The sequence below is a fragment of the Ornithinibacillus liuyingii genome, assembly GCF_055550225.1.
This window is the reverse complement of sequence record NZ_JBPWOS010000021.1, coordinates 1-2,976: the sequence shown is the minus strand read 5'-3', so window position 1 is coordinate 2,976 and position 2,976 is coordinate 1. Positions and strand designations below refer to the sequence as shown.

Here is a 2,976-nt window from a genome sequence, read left to right as displayed (position 1 = left end):
TTAATTAGTTAAGTGAATAAGGGCGCACGGTGGATGCCTTGGCACTAGGAGCCGATGAAGGACGGGACTAACACCGATATGCCTCGGGGAGTCGTAAGTAGACTTCGATCCGAGGATTTCCGAATGGGGGAACCCACTGTTCGTAATGGAACAGTATCCATATCTGAATACATAGGGTATGGAAGGCAGACCCGGGGAACTGAAACATCTCATTACCCGGAGGAAGAGAAAGCAAATGCGATTTCCTGAGTAGCGGCGAGCGAAACGGAAACAGCCCAAACCAAAAAGCTTGCTTTTTGGGGTTGTAGGACACTCCATACGGAGTTACAAAGGAATTCCTTAGATGAAGATACCTGGAAAGGTAAGCCACAGAAGGTAACAGCCCTGTAATCGAAAAGGAATTCTCTCCGGAGTGTATCCTGAGTACGGCGGAACACGTGAAATTCCGTCGGAATCCGGGAGGACCATCTCCCAAGGCTAAATACTACCTAGTGACCGATAGTGAACCAGTACCGTGAGGGAAAGGTGAAAAGCACCCCGGAAGGGGAGTGAAAGAGAACCTGAAACCGTGTGCCTACAAGTAGTCGGAGCACGTTAATGTGTGACGGCGTACCTTTTGTAGAATGGACCGGCGAGTTACGATCGTATGCGAGGTTAAGTGGAAGACACGGAGCCGTAGCGAAAGCGAGTCTGAATAGGGCGAATTAGTATGCGGTCGTAGACCCGAAACCGTGTGATCTACCCATGTCCAGGGTGAAGGTCAGGTAACACTGACTGGAGGCCCGAACCCACGTATGTTGAAAAATGCGGGGATGAGGTGTGGGTAGGGGTGAAATGCCAATCGAACACGGAGATAGCTGGTTCTCTCCGAAATAGCTTTAGGGCTAGCCTCAAGAGTTGAGTACTGGAGGTAGAGCACTGATTGGACTAGGGGCCCTCATCGGGTTACCGAATTCAGTCAAACTCCGAATGCCAGATACTTTATCTTGGGAGTCAGTCTATGGGTGATAAGGTTCATAGACGAAAGGGAAACAGCCCAGACCGCCAGCTAAGGTCCCAAAGTATACGTTAAGTGGAAAAGGATGTGGAGTTGCACAGACAACCAGGATGTTGGCTTAGAAGCAGCCACCATTTAAAGAGTGCGTAATAGCTCACTGGTCGAGTGACTCTGCGCCGAAAATATACCGGGGCTAAACGTATCACCGAAGCTGCGGATTGTTCTTACGAACAATGGTAGGAGAGCGTTCTAAGTGCTGTGAAGTCAGACCGTGAGGACTGGTGGAGCGCTTAGAAGTGAGAATGCCGGTATGAGTAGCGAAAAAAGAGTGAGAATCTCTTTCACCGAATGCCTAAGGTTTCCTGAGGAAGGCTCGTCCTCTCAGGGTTAGTCGGGACCTAAGCCGAGGCCGAAAGGCGTAGGCGATGGACAACAGGTTGATATTCCTGTACCACCTCATGATCGTTATGAGCGATGGGGGGACGCAGTAGGATAGGGAATGCGCACCACTGGATGTGTGCGCCCAAGCAGTGAGACTGTCAGGTAGGCAAATCCGCCTGGCGTAAGGTTGAGCTGTGATGGGGAGTGAAATATAGTAGCGAAGTTCCTGATTTCACACTGCCAAGAAAAGCCTCTAGCCAGATCATAGGTGCCCGTACCGCAAACCGACACAGGTAGGCGAGGAGAGAATCCTAAGGTGAGCGGGAGAACTCTCGTTAAGGAACTCGGCAAAATGACCCCGTAACTTCGGGAGAAGGGGTGCTTCTTGCATGAGAAGCCGCAGTGAATAGGCCCAAGCGACTGTTTAGCAAAAACACAGGTCTCTGCGAAGCCGAAAGGCGAAGTATAGGGGCTGACACCTGCCCGGTGCTGGAAGGTTAAGGGGATGAGTTAGGGTTTACCCGAAGCTTTGAACCGAAGCCCCAGTAAACGGCGGCCGTAACTATAACGGTCCTAAGGTAGCGAAATTCCTTGTCGGGTAAGTTCCGACCCGCACGAAAGGTGTAACGATTTGGGCACTGTCTCAACGAGAGACCCGGTGAAATTATACTATGCGTGAAGATGCGCATTACCCGCGACAGGACGGAAAGACCCCGTGGAGCTTTACTGTAGCCTGATATTGAATGTCTGTGCAGCTTGTACAGGATAGGTGGGAGCCTTAGAAACCGGAGCGCTAGCTTCGGTGGAGGCATCCGTGGGATACCACCCTGGCTGTATGGACCTTCTAACCCAGGACCGTAATCCGGTTCGGAGACAGTGTCAGGCGGGCAGTTTGACTGGGGCGGTCGCCTCCTAAAAGGTAACGGAGGCGCCCAAAGGTTCCCTCAGAATGGTTGGAAATCATTCGTAGAGTGTAAAGGCAGAAGGGAGCTTGACTGCGAGACCTACAAGTCGAGCAGGGACGAAAGTCGGGCTTAGTGATCCGGTGGTTCCGCATGGAAGGGCCATCGCTCAACGGATAAAAGCTACCCCGGGGATAACAGGCTTATCTCCCCCAAGAGTTCACATCGACGGGGAGGTTTGGCACCTCGATGTCGGCTCATCGCATCCTGGGGCTGTAGTCGGTCCCAAGGGTTGGGCTGTTCGCCCATTAAAGCGGTACGCGAGCTGGGTTCAGAACGTCGTGAGACAGTTCGGTCCCTATCCGTCGTGGGCGTTGGAAGTTTGAGAGGAGCTGTCCTTAGTACGAGAGGACCGGGATGGACACACCGCTGGTGTACCAGTTGTTCCGCCAGGAGCATAGCTGGGTAGCTACGTGTGGAAAGGATAAGTGCTGAAAGCATCTAAGCATGAAGCCCCCCTCAAGATGAGACTTCCCATCACTTCGAGTGAGTAAGATCCCTTAGAGACTATGAGGTTGATAGGTCCGAGGTGGAAGCGTGGTGACACGTGGAGCTGACGGATACTAATAGATCGAGGACTTAACTAACTTATTTGATATCGTTTGTTTACTCTTATTTAGTTTTCAGGGTATAATT

General features: G+C 51.7%; 1 rRNA gene. It reads left to right on the top strand.

The features are described 5' to 3' along the window. The first annotated feature begins 6 nt into the window (after positions 1-6). Positions 7-2,927 (top strand): 23S ribosomal RNA (locus ACSKT4_RS19020). Positions 2,928-2,976: the final 49 nt, after the last annotated feature.